This is a genomic window from Polaribacter cellanae, from assembly GCF_017569185.1.
In the GTDB taxonomy this organism is placed as follows: Bacteria; Bacteroidota; Bacteroidia; order Flavobacteriales; family Flavobacteriaceae; genus Polaribacter; species Polaribacter cellanae.
The window spans coordinates 189,206-208,802 of sequence record NZ_CP071869.1; the positions used below are offsets into that span (position 1 = coordinate 189,206).

General features: G+C 30.2%; 16 protein-coding genes. 10 read left to right on the top strand and 6 right to left on the bottom strand.

The features are described 5' to 3' along the window. Nucleotides 1–53: 53 nt before the first annotated feature. Complete coding sequence (locus tag J3359_RS00915) at nucleotides 54–1,478, top strand: ATP-dependent DNA helicase (RefSeq protein ID WP_208078847.1); 1,425 nt, start codon at nucleotides 54–56, stop codon at nucleotides 1,476–1,478. A 244-nt stretch (nucleotides 1,479–1,722) separates the two neighbouring features. Here the strand turns inward: J3359_RS00915 and J3359_RS00920 are convergent, their stop codons facing one another. After that, nucleotides 1,723–2,673 (bottom strand): lipid A deacylase LpxR family protein, encoded by a 951-nt coding sequence (locus tag J3359_RS00920; RefSeq protein ID WP_208078849.1) that lies wholly within the window; start codon nucleotides 2,671–2,673, stop codon nucleotides 1,723–1,725. A 110-nt stretch (nucleotides 2,674–2,783) separates the two neighbouring features. Between J3359_RS00920 and ppk2 (J3359_RS00925) the strand changes: the two genes are divergently transcribed. Both ppk2 (J3359_RS00925) and ppk2 (J3359_RS00930) read left to right on the top strand, forming a co-directional pair. Next, nucleotides 2,784–3,635 carry a polyphosphate kinase 2 gene (ppk2, locus tag J3359_RS00925; protein ID WP_208078851.1) on the top strand — a complete coding sequence of 284 codons (852 nt, stop codon included), beginning with the start codon at nucleotides 2,784–2,786 and terminating at the stop codon, nucleotides 3,633–3,635. A gap of 5 nt (nucleotides 3,636–3,640) precedes the next feature. Next, nucleotides 3,641–4,426, top strand: a complete 786-nt coding sequence (gene ppk2, locus J3359_RS00930) for a polyphosphate kinase 2 (protein ID WP_208078852.1) — start codon at nucleotides 3,641–3,643, stop codon at nucleotides 4,424–4,426. Here the strand turns inward: ppk2 (J3359_RS00930) and J3359_RS00935 are convergent. Then, nucleotides 4,374–5,057, bottom strand: a complete 684-nt coding sequence (locus J3359_RS00935; RefSeq protein WP_208078854.1) for a low molecular weight phosphatase family protein — start codon at nucleotides 5,055–5,057, stop codon at nucleotides 4,374–4,376. The two genes, ppk2 (J3359_RS00930) and J3359_RS00935, sit on opposite strands and share 53 nt — an antisense overlap. A 63-nt stretch (nucleotides 5,058–5,120) precedes the next feature. Here J3359_RS00935 and J3359_RS00940 point away from each other — a divergent pair, with 63 nt between their 5' ends. After that, entirely contained in the window at nucleotides 5,121–5,669 is a 549-nt protein-coding gene (locus J3359_RS00940; protein WP_208078856.1) for a DUF8465 domain-containing protein, read from the top strand. Between the two features lie 23 nt (nucleotides 5,670–5,692). After that, complete coding sequence (locus J3359_RS00945; RefSeq protein WP_208078858.1) at nucleotides 5,693–6,826, top strand: cysteine desulfurase family protein; 1,134 nt, start codon at nucleotides 5,693–5,695, stop codon at nucleotides 6,824–6,826. A 141-nt stretch (nucleotides 6,827–6,967) separates the two neighbouring features. Here the strand turns inward: J3359_RS00945 and yidC are convergent, their stop codons facing one another. Then, entirely contained in the window at nucleotides 6,968–8,863 is a 1,896-nt protein-coding gene (gene yidC / locus J3359_RS00950) for a membrane protein insertase YidC (protein ID WP_208078860.1), read from the bottom strand. A 205-nt stretch (nucleotides 8,864–9,068) separates the two neighbouring features. Next, nucleotides 9,069–10,682: a CTP synthase gene (pyrG, locus tag J3359_RS00955; protein ID WP_208078862.1), complete on the bottom strand. Its 1,614-nt coding sequence runs from the start codon at nucleotides 10,680–10,682 to the stop codon at nucleotides 9,069–9,071. Between the two features lie 223 nt (nucleotides 10,683–10,905). Here pyrG and rpmH point away from each other — a divergent pair, with 223 nt between their 5' ends. The 4 genes from rpmH to carB all read left to right on the top strand — a co-directional run bounded on the left by rpmH (nucleotide 10,906) and on the right by carB (nucleotide 16,509). Then, a complete protein-coding gene (gene rpmH, locus J3359_RS00960; protein WP_088352940.1) occupies nucleotides 10,906–11,067 on the top strand; it encodes a 50S ribosomal protein L34 in 162 nt (53 codons plus the stop codon). Nucleotides 11,068–11,229: 162 nt separating this feature from the next. Then, the gene (locus J3359_RS00965) at nucleotides 11,230–12,072 is read left to right on the top strand and encodes a phosphatase PAP2 family protein (protein WP_208078864.1); all 843 of its coding nucleotides are present in this window, start codon (nucleotides 11,230–11,232) and stop codon (nucleotides 12,070–12,072) included. Continuing rightward, a complete protein-coding gene (gene eptA / locus J3359_RS00970; RefSeq protein ID WP_208078866.1) occupies nucleotides 12,059–13,579 on the top strand; it encodes a phosphoethanolamine--lipid A transferase EptA in 1,521 nt (506 codons plus the stop codon). Before J3359_RS00965 ends, eptA begins: the two co-directional genes overlap by 14 nt. 74 nt (nucleotides 13,580–13,653) lie before the next feature. After that, nucleotides 13,654–16,509: a carbamoyl-phosphate synthase large subunit gene (gene carB / locus J3359_RS00975; protein ID WP_208078869.1), complete on the top strand. Its 2,856-nt coding sequence runs from the start codon at nucleotides 13,654–13,656 to the stop codon at nucleotides 16,507–16,509. Between the two features lie 305 nt (nucleotides 16,510–16,814). Here the strand turns inward: carB and J3359_RS18475 are convergent, their stop codons facing one another. Both J3359_RS18475 and J3359_RS00985 read right to left on the bottom strand, forming a co-directional pair. After that, on the bottom strand, nucleotides 16,815–16,937 hold the full coding sequence (locus J3359_RS18475) for a GIY-YIG nuclease family protein (RefSeq protein WP_208080383.1): 123 nt from the start codon (nucleotides 16,935–16,937) through the stop codon (nucleotides 16,815–16,817). A 153-nt stretch (nucleotides 16,938–17,090) separates the two neighbouring features. Beyond that, nucleotides 17,091–18,338, bottom strand: coding sequence for an exo-beta-N-acetylmuramidase NamZ family protein (locus J3359_RS00985; protein ID WP_208078871.1), 1,248 nt, complete (start codon nucleotides 18,336–18,338; stop codon nucleotides 17,091–17,093). Nucleotides 18,339–18,342: 4 nt separating this feature from the next. Between J3359_RS00985 and J3359_RS00990 the strand changes: the two genes are divergently transcribed. Next, nucleotides 18,343–19,578 (top strand): ABC transporter permease, encoded by a 1,236-nt coding sequence (locus J3359_RS00990; protein WP_208078873.1) that lies wholly within the window; start codon nucleotides 18,343–18,345, stop codon nucleotides 19,576–19,578. The last annotated feature ends 19 nt before the right edge of the window (nucleotides 19,579–19,597 follow it).

The following is a 19,597-nucleotide window of genomic DNA, read 5'->3' on the forward strand; positions in this document are numbered from 1 at the left end:
TGATAAAAACTTTTATTTACAAATCGATGTATCTTTGATGTTTTAAATGCTCTATGATAGAAAAACCAAGCGAATTTAACAGAGAACTTATAAATAAATTTCCACACGAACCTACTTTTAAGCAAGGAAAACTATTAAAACTTCTAAGTGACTTTATTTTTAATGAAGATAAAAATGCTTTATTTTTATTAAAAGGATATGCAGGAACAGGAAAAACAACTACAATAAGTACTTTTGTAAATTGTTTATGGTCTGCAGGTAAAAAAGCGGTTTTATTAGCACCTACAGGAAGAGCAGCAAAAGTAATTGCTTTGTATTCTAAAAGACCAGCATTTACGATTCATAAAAAAATATATTTTCCAAAAAAACAAGCGAATGGTTCTGTAGATTTTGTTTTGCAAACGAATAAGCACACAAATACTATTTTTATGGTAGATGAAGCTTCTATGATTCCAGATGGAAAACAGAATCAGAGTTTTTTCGATTCTAAATCTTTATTAAGCGATTTAATCTCTTACGTATATTCTGGTAAAAATTGCAAGCTTATTTTTATTGGAGATACTGCACAGTTGCCACCTGTAAAACTAAATGTGAGTCCTGCTTTGGAACAAGATACATTAACATACGACTATCAAAAAAACGTAGCAGAAATAGAGTTAGATGAAGTAATGCGTCAGCATGAAAACTCAGGAATTTTAGCCAATGCAACTAACTTAAGACTCTTACTACAAAACCAAGGAGATTCTTTTCAATTTGATGTAAATTTCCCAGATATAAAAAGATTAGAAGATGGTTATGATATTGAAGATGCCATTGTAAGAGCTTACGAAAATGAAGGAGTTGAAGATACTGCGTTTATCGTGCGTTCTAATAAAAGAGCCAACCAGTACAACCAACAAATACGTTATAATATAAGAGGGCAAGAAAACGAAATTTCTGCTGGAGATTATATTATGATTGTAAAAAACAATTATTATTGGTTAGATGAATCGTCTAAAGCTGGTTTTATTGCCAATGGAGATATTTGCCAGGTTTTAAAAATATTTTCTATTAAAGAATTGTATGGTTTTAAATTTGCGGAGGTAGAAATAAAAATGATAGACTATCCAGAGATGCAACCTTTCGAAACAGTGTTGCTTTTAGATACATTAACGAGTGAAAGTCCGTCTTTAAAATACGAAGAGTCAAATAAACTATACGAAGCTGTAAAAGAAGATTATGCGCATGAAAAATCGAAATATAAACAGTTTTTGGCGATAAAGAAGAACAAATATTTTAATGCCTTACAAGTAAAGTTTTCGTATGCAATGACGTGTCATAAATCTCAAGGAGGACAATGGAAAACCGTTTTTATAGAGCAACCTTATTTACCTGATGGTGTTTCGAAAGAATATTTTAGATGGTTATACACAGCCATAACAAGAGCGCAAGAAAAACTGTATTTAATTGGTTTTAAGGACGATTTTTTTACTGAATAGGGTATTAAGAATGAAGAATCAAGAATTAAGTATTGATTATTAAGTTTCAAGTTTCAAAATTTTCTCGCAAAGTCACAGAATTTTATATTTGTTAGATGCCACTTAAAATTTTTCTCTCGCAAATTCACAAAGTCGCAAAGATTTTTTTTAAGCGTTTATTTTGTTAAATCTTAATTAAAAAGAATTACTAAATTTCTGAAAGAATTTATTGAAGTTATTCTAAAAACTTCCAACTTCCAACTCCTTACTTCAACAAATAAGCCATATTTATGGAGCCATATTTATGCCCATTATTAAAACGTAAACCTTTAGATTTATTAGAATTGAAATTAAAAGTGTATCCAAAATTGAATCTATTTGACGTAAACTTTAAACCAATTTCTAAACCAAAAACCAGTGGCTCAAGTTCGTTGGTAACTTCACTATTTTTATTTAAAAAACTTCCTTGTAATGTAGCATCATAAAGAGCATATCTAATAGATGGTTTTATAAAAAAGAAAGATTCTACTTCACTAAAATAACTGGTGTTTACATTATTAAAATTAGAATTAAAAGCAATTGAATTGACTAAGTTTTGCAAAGACTTAAAGCCAATTCTTCCGTAAAAACCAGTAGAAAAATTTGTAAAAACAGTTCCTATTTTTGCGGAATTTACCCAAGAAACATCCAAATGATTCGAATTATCTTTTAGTAGATGCCTATTAAATTCGAAATTAAAATTTAATGCAAGAGCATTTTTTACCTGATATTTCCAACCAACAGCTTCTCTAAAACCATAAATATTATGAATAAAATCTTGTAATTCTTTTCCATAAGCGTAAGTACCAAGAACTCCTAATTGTACAGAAGTTTTAAAATTTTGGTTGTTTTTATAAATTCTATTCAACCCGAAACTTCCATATAAATACGCAGCAAAAGGCCTGTCTTGTTCTTCTTTAGAAATAACAATTGCCTTATATGGAGAATACATTTTGTGTCCAATACTCCATTCGAAAATTCGCTTTTCTAAATTTTCTTTTTTGCATTTAGAGAGGTATTTGTAAGATAAAAACATTCCATTTGTATAATAGCGGTCGTTTTTTACAGAAGTGTACAAATCGTTTTCTGTGATAAAACTAATTTCTTTCGAAAATTTCTGTTGAGAAAAATTATTTATTGTTGCGAATACAAATAAAATGAAGCTTGTTTTTTTCATAAAGAACAAATATAGAAGAATGTTATTAAACTTCTGTAAATTGATGTTTTTTTAACCCTCTAAATAAAAAAAAGTAGTTATTTTTAGACCAACATATAATATAGGTATTTATGAAGAAAGGGTTAACTGCAGAAGACTTCGAAAAAATTGAAACAAACAAAGAATTATTAACACTTATAGAAAATAAAAGTGTTTTATTTAACAAGGTAAATAAAACACTTTCTTATACAAAAGAATTAAAACTACTTCAAATAGAACTGGTAAAATTACAAAGATGGATTTCTAAAGAAAATAAACGTGTGGCTGTTATTTTCGAAGGAAGAGATGCTGCAGGAAAAGGTGGTAATATCAGACGATTTATGGAACATTTAAACCCTAGATCTAGTCGATTGGTGGCATTAAATAAACCAACAGAAGTCGAAAAAGGACAATGGTATTTTCAACGATATATTAAAGAATTACCAAACCCTGGAGAAATAGTTTTCTTTGATAGAAGTTGGTACAATAGAGCTGTTGTAGAGCCTGTTATGGGGTTTTGTACAGAAGAACAATACAAAGAATTTTTAGTGCAAGTACCAGAATTCGAACACATGATGTACGAAGATGGGTTAATTATTATAAAGTTTTGGTTGTCTATCTCGAAAGACGAACAATTAAGACGTTTCGAAGCACGAAAAGAAAACCCTTTAAAGCGTTGGAAATTTAGCCCTGTTGATAAGCAAGGACAAATTCTTTGGGACAAATACACGCATTACAAAGCAGAAATGTTTTCTAAAACCCATACGTCTTACAGTCCTTGGATGATGGTAAAAACAAACGATAAAAAAGTAGCCAGACTAGAAGCAATTAGACACGTAATTTCTCAGTTCGATTATGATGGAAAAAGAGACGCAAAAACGGCAATTACGCCAGATCCAAATGTAGTAATGAGGTATTATCGTTCTAACAATAATTTAGATTAAAAGAAATGGGAAACAAACTAACAACAAAACAAGTAAATAAATTAAATACAAAAAAAGGACTTCTAGCACTTTTGTCTAAAGATCCCTTAAATATAGAAAGAGGTTTACGTTATGTAGATTATCAGAAGAAATTAAAGAAGCTTCAAGTAGAATTAATTCGTTTGCAAAAATGGGCGATTAACAACAACGAGCGTATTATTGTTGTTTTTCAAGGAAGAGATGCCGCTGGAAAAGGTGGAGCCATAAGAAGATTAACAGAGCGTATTAACCCACGTCACATGCGAATTGTAGCACTTTCTAAACCTACAGAAGACGAGAAAACTCAATGGTATTTTCAAAGATATGTAGAGCAATTTCCAAAAGCAGGAGAAATTGTATTTTTCGATAGAAGTTGGTACAATAGAGCAGTTTTAGAACCCGTTAACGGTTTTTGCACACAAAAAGAGTACGATGTTTTTATGAATCAGGTAAATGATTTCGAAAGGATGATTTTAGAGTCTGGCATTCACTTGGTAAAAATATACATGTCTATTTCTAAAAAAGAACAAGCCAAACGTTTCGCAGAAATTAAAAGCAATCCATTAAAACAATGGAAAATGACAAAGTTAGATGAACGAGCGCAAGATTTGTGGGACCAATATACAGAATACAAAAATATAATGTTCCAAAAAACAAATACAGAAAATTCGCCATGGAAAATTATTAGAGCAAATAGAAAAACAGAAGCCAGAGTAAACGTTATAAATCACGTTTTAAAGAGCATTCCTTACGACAGAGATATAGAAGTTTAAGAAAAATTTGTTTTTGAACCTCACTAAAAATAAAATGCATTTCTGCAGCAATTTGGCGATTCGTTTTTAAATACATTTCTTTTCTTTCTGGAGTATCGTCAAACGCTTTTGGGTCTACAAAAGGTAAATGAAACCTTTCGATAGCAGTTGGTATAAAAGGGCAATTTTTATCTGCATTATTACAAGTAGTAATGGCAATAAAAGGTTCTTTATTTTCTGGATGATCGAATCTCTTAGAAAATCCAAGAATGGTTTTTCTGCTGCCAGCAAACGAAATTAAATATTTAGGATTTTGGTGAGAAAAATCTGCAACCTGAAAATCGAAACCTGCTTTTTGTAATGTTTTTACAGTATTTCTATGAAATGCAGTAACCTCTGTTCCTCCAGAAAAAGAATGGATATTTAACTTGAAGTAATGTGCAGTGTAAAAACCCCAAACTTGCCCAAGCTGACTTCTTCTCGAATTATGAGTGCAGATAAAATTAAGGTTTACAACACCATTTTTTAAGTACTCTTTTACGATTGCTTCCGAAATTTTAAAAAGTAAATTTTTTCTTTCTTCACTTATATGCACATTTTTTATTGCATTTTTAAAGAAATTTTCGGTGGAAACTATAGAAGTACTTAACATATGACTATTTTTGTAGCAAAAATAAAGATTATTAGGCTTGCCTAAATTAATAAAAAGTTAAGAATGCGTTTAGAAATTGGAAATAAAGTAGCTGTTTTAGACGATGTTTTAAAAGGAAAAGTCGTTAATATTAATAAAGATATAATTTCTGTAGAAACAGAAGATGGTATGGTTTTTAATTTTGATGAAAAAGAATTGATTCGAATCGACACAGAACAACACAAATTATCGAAATTTTCTGATATTAACAACCCTATTTTACAAGAGAAAATTTCTGATGTGAAAAAGAAACCAAGTCATTTTAAAAAAGAGAAACAAGAAGTAATTATGGAAGTCGATTTACATATAAATCAACTTGTAAAATCTACCAGAGGTTTAGATAATTACGATATGATAAATCTTCAATTAGATACTGCAAAACGAAAAGTAGAATACGCGATAAACAAACGAATTTCTAAAATTGTTTTTATCCATGGAGTAGGGGAAGGAGTTTTAAAATCGGAATTGCAATCGCTCTTAAATAAATATCCTGTAAAATATTACGATGCTTCCTACAAAAAATATGGTTTAGGAGCTACTGAGGTTTATATTTATCAGAATGTACAGCATTAACATAGAAAACGTATTTTTGTAAGATGAAAACAGTCTATTTAGACAATGCAGCAACAACACCCATAGCTAAAGAAGTTATAGAAATAATGCGAATTTCTATGGCAGAAAATTTTGGAAATCCTTCTTCTACACATCAATTTGGTAGAAAAGCAAAATCTGCAGTAGAAACTGCACGCAAAAATATCGCAAAACATTTTAATGCAACTGCCAGCGAAATTATTTTTACTTCCAGTGGAACAGAAGCCGATAATTTAATTTTACAAAATGCAGTTTTAAATTTAGGAGTTACTCGAATAATAACTTCAAAAATTGAGCACCATGCAGTTTTACATACCTGCGAATATTTACAAAAAACACATACTATTTCTTTAGAATTTGTAAATATTGATGAATTTGGAACCATCGATTTAACAGATTTAGAGCATATTTTAAAATCATCGAAAGAAAAAACGTTGGTTAGTTTAATGCTTATAAATAACGAGATTGGCAATATGCTTCCAGTGGAAGAAGTTGGCTATTTATGTAAAAAGAACAATGCATTGTTTCATACAGATGCTGTGCAAGCAGTTGGTCACTATAATTTAGATTTACAAAAACAAAACCTAGACTTTTTAGTTGCAAGCGCACATAAATTCCATGGGCCAAAAGGTGTAGGTTTTGCATTTTTTAGAAAAGGGTTTGGTGTTTTGCCAATGCTTCATGGAGGAGGTCAAGAAAGAGGTGCAAGATCGAGTACAGAAAATGTACACGCTATTTTAGGGATGGAAAAAGCGTTAGATATTTCGATTTCTAATTTAAATAAAGATAAAAACTATATAGAAAGTTTAAAGGTTTATTTTATTTCTGAACTTAAAAAAGTATCAGAAAATATTCACTTTAATGGGCTTTCTTCAGATTTAGATAAAAGTAGTTACACCATTTTAAATGTTCGTTTTCCAATAAAAAACGAGATGTTATTGTTCAGTTTAGATTTGGCTGGAATTGCAGTTTCTGGAGGAAGCGCTTGCCAGAGTGGAAGTAACAAGGGGTCGCATGTTTTATCGGAAATACTTTTTAATGGAGAGGAAAATAAAACCTCTATTCGTTTTTCGTTTTCTAAATTTACCACCAAAGAAGATTTAGATTTTACAATCTCTAAAATTAAGGAGCTGGTTTAGTTTATCTGAGAAAAGTTATTCAGTTATTTGGGCTTGTTTACTAAATAATCCAGTAACTCAATCAGCCAATAACAATTTTACTATTTAAAACAAAAAAGTCCAAACGTAAAATTTTGGACTTTAATTAGATATAAAAAAATATTATTTTCTTTTCTTTTGCTGTGCTTGTTGTTCTTGCGCTTGCTTCATAGCATCGTCTATTCTTTGGCGAAATTTACTTTTCTTCTTTTCTGGACGTTTTTTATTTTCTTCGATTTGTGCATGAATTTTATCTTCATCAATTACAAAATTCTTAATTACTAACATAATTGCTATGGTTAGTAAGTTAGAAACAAAATAATACAAACTTAAAGAACTTGCATAGTTGTTAAAGAAAAATAACATCATAATAGGAGAGAAGTAAATCATATACTTCATCATTTTACTCATATCTGGCATACCTTCTTGAGGTGGAGCTTGCATGTTTGCTTGTTGGCTTTGATTCATTTTCATGTAAAAGAAAATAGCTACAGATGCCAAAATTGGAAATAAACTTACGTGATCTCCATAAAAAGGAATTCTAAATGGTAACTTAAAAATAACATCATAAGAAGATAAATCTGGTGCCCATAAAAAGCTTTCTTGTCTTAATGCAATGTTTGTAGGAAAAAACTTAAATAAGGCAAAAAATACGGGCATTTGTAATAATGCAGGAATACAACCAGACATCATGCTAACCCCTGCTTTTCGCTGAATTGCCATAGTTTCTTGTTGGCGTTTCATCGCGTTTTCTTTACCAGGGTATTTTTCATTTAATGCTGTTAATTCTGGACGAATTACTTTCATTTTTGCGCTCGATAAATACGATTTGTACACCAATGGCGACATAATAATCCGAACAACAATGGTCATTAAAATAATTATTAATCCATAGTTAGATAAAAATCCTTCTAAGAAATTAAAAACAGGATAAAAAACAGTTCTGTTTAAAAAACCGAAAATTCCCCAACCTAAATCAGATGAATTTGCTAAATCTGTTCCTTCGAATTGTTTTGTTTTAAATAAATTATAATCATTTGGGCCATAAAACCATTTCATATTATAATTTAACTCTCCATTAGACAATTCTAAAGATGTTTTTAGTTCGAATCTTTTTGTGAAAACAGTATCAATCTCTTCATTTTTAACTAAATCTGTAGAAGTAATTGTTGCGTTATTAAAAGGTTTGTTAGACAATAAACTAGAAGTAAAAAAGTGTTGTTTGTAAGAAACCCAATCTACATCATTTAACACTTCCGATTTTCCAGCATTTATATAATCTACTTCGTCTTCTGCTTTATAATAGTAATGAGAATACATCGTATTCTCTGTTTTTAAACTTTTTTCGTGACGATAACCATCTAAAGTCCAATCTAAATTAATAGGGTTCGAAGAATTAATTACATTTCCTAAACCTTGAGAACGAATAGAAAAATTAACCAAATAGTCTTTAGGTTTCATTTCGTATCTATACTCCAAAAATTGGGTTTTGGAAACTTTTAATTTTAAAGAAACTACTTGGTTTGCGCCGTTTTTTGTAACAGTTGGCTCAAAAAATAAATCTTTGGTGTTTAAAATTCTATTGTCTGTGGTTCCAAAATTGATGTTAAAAGACGCATTATTGTCTTTAATCATATATAAAGGAAGCGAGTCGTAAGTTTTAAAATTCTTAACTAAAGCCTCTTTTATTTGTCCGCCTTTATTATCAATTGTTAATTTAACAACTTCATTTTCTAAAACAGTAACACCTTTAGAAGCAGAAATTGCACTTTGCGCGAAAGCACCTAATTTATTTTTTAAAACTAATTGTTTAATAGAATCGTTTTCGAAAGTAGTTTCTTTAACAACAGGGTTTGTAGTTGTATTACTTGTTGCCTTTGTAGAATCTACAACTTGTGTAGTATTTGTGTCTGTAGTTGTATCAGGTTTAGGACTATTGGTGTTCATCCACCAAAGAATAATTCCTCCTAATAAAATCATTCCAATAAAAGAATTGAAGTCGAATTTTTTTTGTTCCATGTGTTATTTTAAAATGTCAGTTTGTCATCTTTAAACTTCTTGTCGAAGTAAAAGGCGACAAATGTAGCAAAACAGTATTGTTTTATGTTTATTTTGCTATGATTATTGTTGATATGGTTAGTAGTTCAAATAGTATTCCGTTTTAGAATGTCTCTTCGAGTGCAGTCGAGAAGTTTAGGTTTCGACTGCGCTCAACCCAGACAAGCTATAGTTTCGACTGTTTTAAAGAAGCTTTAATAAAATCTACAAATAAAGGATGCGGTTTTAAAACCGTACTTTTATATTCTGGGTGATATTGTACCCCCACAAACCAAGGATGTGAAGGGATTTCTACCACTTCTACCAAACCAGTTTTCGGGTTTATTCCAGCAGCTTTCATTCCTGCAGCTTCAATTTGCTCTAAATAAGTGTTGTTAAACTCATATCTATGTCTGTGACGTTCGCTAATATTTTCAGATTTGTAAGCAGCATAGGTTTTTGTACCTTTTTTTAGTTGGCAATCCCAAGCTCCTAAACGCATTGTACCTCCTTTTTCAGTCACATTTTCTTGACTTTCCATTAAGTTAATAACAGGATGTTTTGCACTTTTATTCATTTCTGAAGAAGAAGCACCCTCTAAATTTAATACATTTCTTGCGAATTCGATTACAGCCATTTGCATTCCTAAACAAATCCCAAAGAAAGGAATATTGTTTTCACGAGCATATTTTACGGCTCTAATTTTTCCTTCAATTCCTCTATCTCCAAAACCAGGAGCTACTAAAATTCCGTTAACACCTTTTAATTTCTTTTCAGCATTTTTAGGGGTTAAACTTTCTGAGTGTACCCAACGAACATTTACTTTTGTTTCGTTAGAAGAACCTGCATGTATAAATGCTTCTGTAATCGATTTGTAAGAATCGTGCAATTCTACATATTTACCAATTAAAGCAATTTCTACTTCGTGTTTTGGGTTTTTATGTTTGCGTAAAAAGTTGTTCCAAACTTTTAATTCTGGCTCTCCTTTAGAAGAAAGCTTCAATTTATTTAAAACAACCGTATCTAAATTTTGTTCTAACATTAAGTTAGGCACATCGTAAATGGTTTCTGCGTCTATCGATTGTATTACGTCTTCTTTCTTTACATTACAAAATAAGGCTAGTTTGCGTTTAATTTCATCAGAAATTTCGTGTTCTGTTCTACACACTAAAATATCTGGACTCACTCCACTTTGCATTAACATTTTTACGGAATGTTGTGTAGGTTTTGTTTTTAATTCGCCAGCAGCAGCTAAAAAAGGTACTAAAGTTAAATGAATAACAATTGCATTTTCTTCTCCTTTTTCCCATAATAATTGACGAACAGACTCTACATAAGGTAAAGATTCGATGTCTCCCACAGTTCCACCAATTTCTGTAATTACAATATCGTAATCGCCAGTTTTGCCTAAAAGCTGAATTCTACGTTTTATCTCATCAGTAATATGAGGAATTACTTGTACCGTTTTTCCTAAGAACTCTCCTTTTCGCTCTTTATTTATTACAGATTGATAAATTCTACCAGTAGTTACATTGTTCGCTTGCGAAGTTGGTATGTTTAAATAACGCTCATAATGCCCTAAATCTAAATCGGTCTCTGCACCATCGTCTGTCACATAACATTCGCCATGTTCGTAAGGATTTAGTGTTCCTGGATCTATATTAATATAAGGATCTAATTTTTGAATGGTTACAGAGAAGCCTCTTTCTTGCAATAGTTTTGCTAAAGATGCTGCAATAATTCCTTTTCCAAGTGATGAAGTTACGCCTCCTGTTACAAAAACGTATTTAGTATTACTCATGGTATTCTTAGGTTTGCGCAAAAGTACTAACTCTAAAAATTCTGTCAAATAAAAAAGGTAAAAACATTTCTAAAAATTGTAGATTTGCGTGAAGAAAAAATATTTCATTTTTTTTCAAATTGTGTTTGTCAAAAATAAAAACAGTTGTATATTTGCCCACGCTTTAAATGAGGTAAATTCATTGAGCAAAAAATATTAAAGAAGTCATTTAAAAATACATATAATGCCGAAAAGAACTTATCAGCCATCGAAAAGAAAGAGAAGAAACAAACACGGTTTCAGAGAAAGAATGGCTTCTGCTAATGGAAGGAAAGTTTTAGCTCGTAGAAGAGCTAAAGGAAGAAAGAAAATTTCTGTGTCTTCGGAAACAAGACATAAAAGATAATATAATGATTAACAATTTGTTAATAATTAAGGTGTTACTATTTTTAGTAACACCTTTTTTTATACCTAACTGCTAACTATTTTTACAAACGAATTAAGTACAGTAACTTAGGTTGTTAAAAAGAAGAGGTTCTAAATAAGTTTTTTAGTATTAAATTTAAATATGTTAAATAATAAATTAGACATTAATGTAAATAACAATTTTAATAAATTAAGATTAAAATTACTTTTTTTACCTTTTTTATTATTGCTTATTATTGCTTTCATCTTATTTATAAAAAGTTCTTTTTCTGTTGATGGATACATTAAAATTCAAGAAAACTTATTTTTTTATTTGAATGGTAAGTTATCTCAATTACCAAGTTTGCAGTATAATTTAACGCAATTAGGAGATGCATTAATTATTTTTTCGTTAGTAACAATTTTTATTATTTATATACCTAAAATTTGGGGCGCAGTTTTAACATCAGGATTAATTTCACTAATAGTTTCTTATGTTTTAAAAAGAGTTTTTGCTGTTCCAAGACCCGCTGCAATTTTCGATAATGAGAGTTTTACAATTATTGGTAAAACTCTAAAAGGAGCAACAAGCTTACCTTCAGGGCACTCTATAACTACGTTTAGTGTTATTACAATTTTGTTATTTGCTTTTATGCCGAAAAAAATCACATCTAAAATAACTTGGTCGGTTTTTATTCTTTTAGTAGGTTTGGTTGTTGTAATTTCTCGCGTTGGCGTTGGAGCGCATTATCCGTTAGACGTTTTAATTGGAGCAACTATTGGTTATATTTGCGCAGTTTTGGCAATTTTTATCAATAATAAATTTAATATTTGGGCATGGATTCGAAATAAAAAATATTACCCAATTTTTATAGTTATTTTAATAACAGGCGGCCTTACTATAGTTCATAAAATTTTAAAGGCTAACTTGATAATATTTTACTTCTCTTTATTTGCTATTATTTCAACATTTTATTTAATGATAAAGATTTATGTTAAAAAATAAAATAAAAATAAATCGTTTTGCTATTATCGTAAGTTTTATAAACTTGGTATTATATCATTTACCAGTATTTAAATTTACTACGAATAACATTAATTATAAGAGTTTAAACGGTGTTTTGTTAATTGGAAGTTTAGCGATTTTAATCTTCGTTTTAAACGCATTTGTTTTTTATATCGGTTTAACAATTTCTCGAAGAGTTGGTAAATTTTTGTTAGTTTTTTTTGCGATTGGAAATTCCATTGCACTCTATTTTATTAATACATATAGTGTTATTATAGACAAATCTATGATTGGTAATGTTTTAAATACCAATTACGAAGAATCCAGTGCTTTCTTCTCCTTCACTTTAATAGTATATATTGTATTTTTAGGAATTATACCAAGTATTTTTATAGTTAAAACGAAATTAGTTCGTGTAAAAATCAAGAAGTTTTTCGTGCACATTATACTTACTTTTATTTTTATTTTAACCTTAGTTTATATAAATTCAAGCAATTGGTTGTGGATTGATAAAAACTCAAAATCACTAGGAGCCTTGGTAATGCCTTGGTCTTATGTAGTGAATACTTCTAGGTTTTATTATCATAAAAATCAAGAAAACAAACAAGAAATTTTACTGCCAAATGCAACCATAAAAAATAATGAAAAATCGATTGCTGTTCTTGTAATTGGAGAATCGGCAAGAAGTGCAAATTTTTCTTTATATGGATATGAGAAGGAGACAACCCCACTTTTATCAAAAATAAATAATATACACGCTTATAAAGCAAATTCTTGTGCAACTTACACAACAGCAGGCGTTAAATGTATTTTAGAACATAAAGAAAGTAATAAATTATATGAAATTCTACCAAATTATTTATTTAGAAACGATGTAGAGGTTATTTGGAGAACATCAAACTGGGGAGAACCACCAGTACATATTAAAAACTATATTCAAGGAAGAGAACTAAAAAAAGATTGTGAAGGAGAAGGTTGTAATTACGATGAAGTTTTATTAAGTGGTTTAAACGAGCAATTATTGGCAAGTAAAAAAAATAAAATTTTAGTTGTTTTACACACCAGTACAAGTCATGGCCCTACTTATTACAAAAAATACCCTTCAAGATTCAATAAATTTACACCAATTTGTAAAAGTGTAGAATTAGGAAATTGTTCGCAAGAAGAGTTGGTAAACGCATACGATAATACAATTCTTTACACAGATTATATTTTATCGACTTTAATAAATCAATTAAAAGAATTGAAAGAATACAAAAGCACGATGCTTTATGTTTCCGATCATGGAGAATCTTTAGGAGAAAGTAACTTGTACATGCATGGAATTCCTGCAAGTATTGCACCAAAAGAACAATTAGAAATTCCGTTTATTGTTTGGTTATCGGACAATTCTAAGGAATTAAAAAAGAACGAATTTTTATCACAGCAAAATGTTTTTCATAGTGTTTTAGACTTTTTAGCAATAGAAAGCCCTATTTATGATGAAAACAAGAGCATTTTTAAATAATTAATAATAAAATAATCAATTTGATATATAGTTAAATTCTAACTATTTTTACGCACTAAATACACAACTACATAATGCCAAAAAATAACAAACTAAAATCAATTTTAATTATTGGATCTGGACCAATTGTAATTGGACAAGCTTGTGAATTTGATTACTCTGGTTCGCAATCTCTAAGATCTTTAAGAGAAGACGGAATTGAAACAATTTTAATTAATTCGAATCCAGCAACAATTATGACAGACCCTTCTATGGCAGATCATATTTATTTGTTGCCTCTTACTACAAAGTCGATCATTCAAATTTTAAAAGAACACCCACAAATCGATGCTGTTTTACCAACAATGGGTGGACAAACTGCATTAAACCTTTGTATTGAAGCAGACGATAAAGGTATTTGGAGAGATTTTGACGTAAAATTGATTGGAGTAGATATAGATGCCATTAATATTACAGAAGATAGAGAACAGTTTAGAGAGCTAATGCTAAAAATTGGTGTGCCAATGGCGCCACAAGCTACTGCAACTTCCTTCTTAAAAGGAAAAGAAATTGCACAAGAATTTGGTTTTCCATTAGTAATTCGCTCTTCTTACACTTTAGGTGGGGCAGGAGCATCAATCGTATATAAATCGGAAGATTTCGACGAATTGTTAAGTAGAGGTTTAGAAGCTTCTCCAATTCACGAAGTAATGATTGACAAAGCTATGATGGGCTGGAAAGAATACGAATTGGAATTATTACGTGATAAAAACGATAATGTTGTAATTATCTGTTCTATCGAAAATATGGATCCAATGGGTATTCATACAGGAGATTCCATAACAGTGGCACCAGCTATGACTTTGTCTGACAAAACCTACCAAAAAATGCGTGATATGGCAATTCATATGATGCGTTCTATTGGAGATTTTGAAGGTGGTTGTAACGTACAATTTGCAGTTTCGCCAGACGAAAAAGAAGATATTATTGCCATTGAAATCAATCCTCGTGTTTCGCGTTCTTCTGCTTTAGCTTCTAAAGCAACAGGTTATCCTATTGCAAAAGTGGCAACAAAATTAGCGATTGGTTATTCTTTAGATGAATTAGAAAACGGAATTACAAAATCTACATCTGCTTTATTCGAACCAACTTTAGATTATGTAATTGTAAAAATACCACGTTGGAATTTTGATAAATTCGAAGGTTCAGACAGAACTTTAGGTTTGCAAATGAAAGCAGTTGGAGAAGTAATGGGAATTGGACGTTCGTTCCAAGAAGCATTACACAAAGCAACACAATCTTTAGAAATTAAAAGAAATGGTTTAGGTGCAGATGGAAAAGGCTACACAAACTACAACCAAATTATAGAAAAATTAACCAATGCAAGTTGGGATCGTGTGTTCGCAATTTACGATGCAATTGCAATGGGAATTCCTTTAAGTCAAATTTACGATATCACAAAAATAGACATGTGGTATTTAAAACAATATGAAGAATTATTTCAATTAGAAAAAGAAATTTCTACCTATACAATTGATACAATTCAAAGAGATTTATTGTTAGAAGCAAAACAAAAAGGATATGGAGACAGACAAATAGCACACATGTTAAGCTGTTTGGAAAGTGAAGTATATACAAAAAGAGAAGAATTAAAAGTACAACGTGTATTTAAATTGGTAGATACTTGTGCTGCCGAATTTAAAGCGAAAACACCTTATTACTATTCCACTTTCGAAAACGAAATTGAAACTGCAAATGGCGAAATTACCATTGCAAACGAAAGTATTGTAACAGATAGAAAGAAAATTATTGTTTTAGGTTCTGGACCAAACAGAATCGGGCAAGGAATTGAGTTCGATTATTGTTGTGTGCATGGAGTTTTAGCAGCTGCAGAATGTGGTTACGAAACCATTATGATTAACTGTAACCCAGAAACGGTTTCTACAGATTTTGATACTGCAGATAAATTATATTTCGAACCTGTTTTCTGGGAACATATTTATGACATTATTCGTCATGAAAAACCAGAAGGAGTTATTGTGCAATTAGGTGGGCAAACCGCTTTAAAATTAGCAGAAAAGTTAACAAAATACGGAATTAAAATTATAGGAACTTCTTTTGAAGCCTTAGATATTGCAGAAGATAGAGGAAGATTCTCTTCGATGTTAAAAGACAATAACATTCCTTATCCAGAATTTGGAATTGCAGAAACTGCAGACGAAGCTTTAAAATTAGCAGACGAGTTAGATTTCCCAATATTGGTAAGACCTTCTTACGTTTTGGGAGGGCAAGGAATGAAAATCGTTATCAACAAAGAAGAATTGGTAGAGCATGTAGTGGATTTATTAGGTAGAATGCCAAATAACAAACTGTTGTTAGACCATTATTTAGATGGAGCTATTGAAGCAGAAGCAGATGCGATTTGCGATGCAGATGGAAATGTGTACATCATTGGAATTATGGAACACATAGAGCCTTGTGGAATTCATTCTGGAGATTCTAATGCAACTTTACCAGCCTTTAATTTAGGAGATTTAGTGTTACAACAAATTAAAGATCATACACATACGATTGCAAGAGAATTAAAAACGGTTGGTTTAATAAACGTACAGTTTGCAATAAAAGACGATGTAGTTTATATTATTGAAGCAAATCCAAGAGCTTCTAGAACTGTACCTTTTATTGCGAAAGCCTACAAAGAACCATATGTAAATTATGCAACAAAAGTAATGTTGGGTCATAATAAAGTTACGGACTTTAATTTTAATCCACAATTAGATGGTTATGCAATTAAACAACCAGTTTTCTCTTTCAACAAGTTTCCGAATGTGAATAAGAAACTAGGACCAGAAATGAAATCTACTGGAGAAAGTATCTTATTTGTCGATAGTTTAAAAGACGACGAGTTTTACGACTTATATGCAAGACGAAAAATGTACTTAAATAAATAATTATACACTTTTTAGAAGCACCGCAACAAATTAATTTTGAAGAATAAAAAAGGTACAGAAAATCATATTTTCTGTACCTTTTTTTTGTAGTAAAAAAGAAAAAGTAATTTTTATTACAGTAATTTTAATGCAGAAATTGTATTACAGTGTTGCTGTTTAGATTTTAAGACGGGAGTGTAAATTAAGCTCTGTCTGTTACTTTTCCAAGCATGTTTCCTTTTCTATGTTGTTTTCTCTGGTAACTGCTTCTTCAATATTTTTATATGTTTCAAAATAAATAAACCAATCTATTTACATCATATTTTTCAGGAAAACTTTTTTATTCCAATTTTATGCTCGTAAACTCTTCTTTGTAAATCATTGGTAGCTCCAATATATAAAGTTTCTCTATTTACTAACCAAAAAACACACGTAATATTGGTGAATATTTTTCATTTATTACTGAATTTTGGATTGCTTATTGGGTTTATATTGAATAAAATATAAAGTTAGAAATGAAAAGTTTAATAAGATAATTATTAAAGAATAAATTTAAGAAAATATTCTATTTGTTATTCTTGGAGAAAATAGGAATAACAAGGTTATTTATAAATTAAATATTTTTCACGAATAATTTTAAATTTTTCCAAACCATCAACCCAACTTGCTCTAATTTCTTCTTCAGGTAAACCTTGTTCTAGTTGTTGTTGCAGTTTTTTTGTACCTGCATGTATGGTAAAAGTTTCGCCAAAGAACTTTTTTGTTTTGGGAGTTTGTTTGTAGGCATCCATTAAAAAAGACAAGTCAATTTTTGAGAGATGTGGGGTTTTGCTCAAATCTTTTCCATAACAGATTTTTCCTTTATGCTTTGGATATTTTGCACCTTCATTTGCTTGTGGAGTATAAAAGAAATCCGTTTTCTTAAAAAAAGGCGCTCCATATCTTTGAAATTGAAATGCTGTTCCACGTCCAGCATTAATGGTAGTTCCTTCGAAAAAACCTAAGCTTGGATATAAGTTAATGCTTTTATCATTTGGTAAATTTGGCGAAGGTTTTATAGGCAAAGAATATCTAGAATTATGTGTATAATTTTTATTCGGAATTACTTTTAAATCGCATTGTATGCCATTTTTTAACCATTTTTCTCCGTTAATCATTTGTCCATATTCGCCAATGGTCATTCCATAAACCACAGGCACAGGATGTTTGCCAACAAAACTGGTATGTGCCATTTCCAAAACTGGACCATCAATATAATGAGCATTTGGGTTTGGTCTGTCAAGAATTATAACAGGAATTCCATTTTCAGCACAAGCTTCCATTACATAATGAAGCGAAGAAATATAAGTATAAAATCGCACCCCAACATCTTGAATGTCAAAAATCATCACATCAATTCCTTCTAATTGTTTTGCAGAAGGTTTTTTACTTTTTCCATAAATAGAAATAATTGGTAACCCTGTTTTGGTATCAAAACCATCTTTTATAAGTTCTGCAGCATCTGCTTTTCCGCGAAAACCATGTTCTGGAGAGAATACTTTTTTTACTGAAATATCTAAAGAAAGCAAACTATCTACTAAGTGTGTAAACTCTTTTTTCTTTTCACTCTTTTCTTTTTTCCTTATTACCGAAGTTTGGTTGGCAACAAGCCCAATATTTTTTCCTTTTAATAAGTCGAGATATAAATTGGTTTGTTCTGCGCCAGTTTTAATTTTTAAAACCTTAATTTTCGAACTTTTAACATTCAATTTTGAATCTTGAACCTTTTTTTGGGCGCACGAAATCAGCTGAAAATTCAACAATAGAAATAAGAATAAATATGTACTTTTGGGGTGAATTAATTTTATCATCAATTTGAATTACGAGTTATTTATTGCAAAACGCATTATCGCTGGCAAAAAGTATAAAAATAGCATTTCATCGCCAATAATAAAAATTGCAATCACTGCAATTGCATTAGGAATTGCTGTAATGTTAATTGCTGTGGCAATCGCATCTGGCTTTCAAGGTAAAATTCGCGATAAAATTGCGGGTTTTCAAGGGCACGTTCAAATTTTAAATTACGATAATAATAATTCCGATGTTTCTATAACTCCCATTGATATTAACCAAGATTTTTACCCAGAATTTAAAGATATAGAAGGGATAAAAAATGTGCAAATATTTGCAAAAAAAGCAGGAATTCTTAGAACAAAAACCGATTTCGAAGGTATTATTTTTAAAGGAGTTTCATCTGATTACGATTGGACTTTTTTTAAAGAATACATAGTAGAAGGAAGGTTGCCCGATTTTAACCAGCCAAGAACAAGAGATGTATTATTATCGAAAACCATCGTAGATCGTTTACAATTAAAACTAAATGATACAATTAATGCAACATTTTTAAAAACATCTACGAGTAAATTACCTTCCAATAAAAAATATATAATTACAGGAATTTACAACACAGGTTTTGCTCAGTTTGATAAAAATATGATGATTGGCGACATAAGAGAAGTCCAAAAACTAAACAAATGGACCGAAAATCAAGTTGGTGGTTTTGAGGTTTTGTTAGATAATTTCGATAAAATTAAAGAAAAAGGAGACGAAATTTACAGTAAAATTGGAGCTACTTTAAATAGCAAGACTATTATAGATATAAATCAAACTGTTTTCGATTGGATTAAATTATTCGATAATAATGTTTGGGTAATAATTATAATTATGATTTTTGTTGCTGGTATAAATATGATTACTGCTTTACTCGTTTTAATTTTAGAACGTGTGCAAATGATTGGAATTTTAAAAGCATTAGGAAGCACAAATACAAGCATTCGAAAAGTGTTTTTATACAATGCTTCTTACCTTATTTTAAAAGGACTTTTCTGGGGAAATGTTATTGGATTATCTATTATTGGAATTCAGTATTTTTTCGAATTAATTACCTTAAATCCAGAAACTTATTACGTAAATGTAATGCCAGTTTATATTTCTTTAAAAGCAATTATTCTTTTAAATTTAGGAACTTTATTTATGTGTTTTTTAATGCTATTGATTCCTTCTTACATTATTACAAAAATAAATCCTTCGAAGTCTATTAAGTTCGCTTAAAAATTATATTTTGTTTATA

What these genes read in the sequence shown, in the direction of transcription:
- J3359_RS00915 (WP_208078847.1), top strand. Translation starts at nt 54, where the DNA reads ATGATAGAAAAACCAAGCGAATTTAACAGAGAACTTATAAATAAATTT.
- J3359_RS00920 (WP_208078849.1), bottom strand. Translation starts at nt 2,673, where the DNA reads ATGAAAAAAACAAGCTTCATTTTATTTGTATTCGCAACAATAAATAAT.
- ppk2 (WP_208078851.1), top strand. Translation starts at nt 2,784, where the DNA reads ATGAAGAAAGGGTTAACTGCAGAAGACTTCGAAAAAATTGAAACAAAC.
- ppk2 (WP_208078852.1), top strand. Translation starts at nt 3,641, where the DNA reads ATGGGAAACAAACTAACAACAAAACAAGTAAATAAATTAAATACAAAA.
- J3359_RS00935 (WP_208078854.1), bottom strand. Translation starts at nt 5,057, where the DNA reads ATGTTAAGTACTTCTATAGTTTCCACCGAAAATTTCTTTAAAAATGCA.
- J3359_RS00940 (WP_208078856.1), top strand. Translation starts at nt 5,121, where the DNA reads ATGCGTTTAGAAATTGGAAATAAAGTAGCTGTTTTAGACGATGTTTTA.
- J3359_RS00945 (WP_208078858.1), top strand. Translation starts at nt 5,693, where the DNA reads ATGAAAACAGTCTATTTAGACAATGCAGCAACAACACCCATAGCTAAA.
- yidC (WP_208078860.1), bottom strand. Translation starts at nt 8,863, where the DNA reads ATGGAACAAAAAAAATTCGACTTCAATTCTTTTATTGGAATGATTTTA.
- pyrG (WP_208078862.1), bottom strand. Translation starts at nt 10,682, where the DNA reads ATGAGTAATACTAAATACGTTTTTGTAACAGGAGGCGTAACTTCATCA.
- rpmH (WP_088352940.1), top strand. Translation starts at nt 10,906, where the DNA reads ATGCCGAAAAGAACTTATCAGCCATCGAAAAGAAAGAGAAGAAACAAA.
- J3359_RS00965 (WP_208078864.1), top strand. Translation starts at nt 11,230, where the DNA reads ATGTTAAATAATAAATTAGACATTAATGTAAATAACAATTTTAATAAA.
- eptA (WP_208078866.1), top strand. Translation starts at nt 12,059, where the DNA reads ATGTTAAAAAATAAAATAAAAATAAATCGTTTTGCTATTATCGTAAGT.
- carB (WP_208078869.1), top strand. Translation starts at nt 13,654, where the DNA reads ATGCCAAAAAATAACAAACTAAAATCAATTTTAATTATTGGATCTGGA.
- J3359_RS00985 (WP_208078871.1), bottom strand. Translation starts at nt 18,338, where the DNA reads ATGATAAAATTAATTCACCCCAAAAGTACATATTTATTCTTATTTCTA.